The sequence below is a fragment of the Janthinobacterium sp. GW456P genome (assembly GCF_002127655.1).
In the GTDB taxonomy this organism is placed as follows: Bacteria; Pseudomonadota; Gammaproteobacteria; order Burkholderiales; family Burkholderiaceae_D; genus Janthinobacterium.
This window is the reverse complement of sequence record NZ_NEHB01000073.1, coordinates 1-663: the sequence shown is the minus strand read 5'-3', so window position 1 is coordinate 663 and position 663 is coordinate 1. Positions and strand designations below refer to the sequence as shown.

Annotated in this window: 1 pseudogene; it reads right to left on the bottom strand. The window is 75.6% G+C overall.

Going from position 1 to position 663, the window contains the following annotated elements:
- A pseudogene (locus CBW66_RS29185) lies at positions 1 to 663 on the bottom strand (8-amino-7-oxononanoate synthase); the annotation flags it as partial.

Sequence of the window (663 nt, the reverse complement as noted above, 5' to 3'; positions counted from 1 at the left end):
GCGCATTGAGCGCCATGGCCCGCTGCGCCGCGGCAAGCACGGCGGCCGACGGCGGACTGGCATGCACGCGCGTCTGGCTGTGCGCCGCAAAGCGATGCAACAAGCCGCCGCTGCCCGCCAGCACGGCCAGCGGCACGCCAAAGCCCTTGGCCAGCGAGGCGCCGACGATCACATGGCCGCCCGCCGCGTCGTAAGCGCCCTGCAAGCCGTGCAGCCGCGCCGAGCCGCCGCCTTGCGCGCCCGCCACGCCCAGCACCTGTGTGTCGTCCAGCAGCAGATAGCCGCCGCCCTGGCGCGCCAGGGCCGCATAAGCGGCCAGCGGCAAGACCTGGTCGCTGCCCGGCACATAGCCGTCGGCCAGGATCAACGGGCGCCGCCCCTGCCTGCCCCAGGCCGCCGCCAGGCGCCGCAGCGCCGCCATATCGCCGCTGGGAAACAAGCGCAGCGGCAAACCCAGCGCCTGCGCCCGCTCGGCGCCCCAGCGCGCGATGGCGTAGCTGCCGCCATCGACGAGGCTCACCAGCCGCTCGGCAGCCAGCATGCCGAACAGGTCCCAGAACAGGTGCAGGGTCGACGGCAGCACGCAGGCCGCCTCGCAGCCTTGCAGGGCAGCCAGGCCCGCCGCCAGCGCCTGCGCGCCGGGCGGCTCGCGCAGCGCGGCCG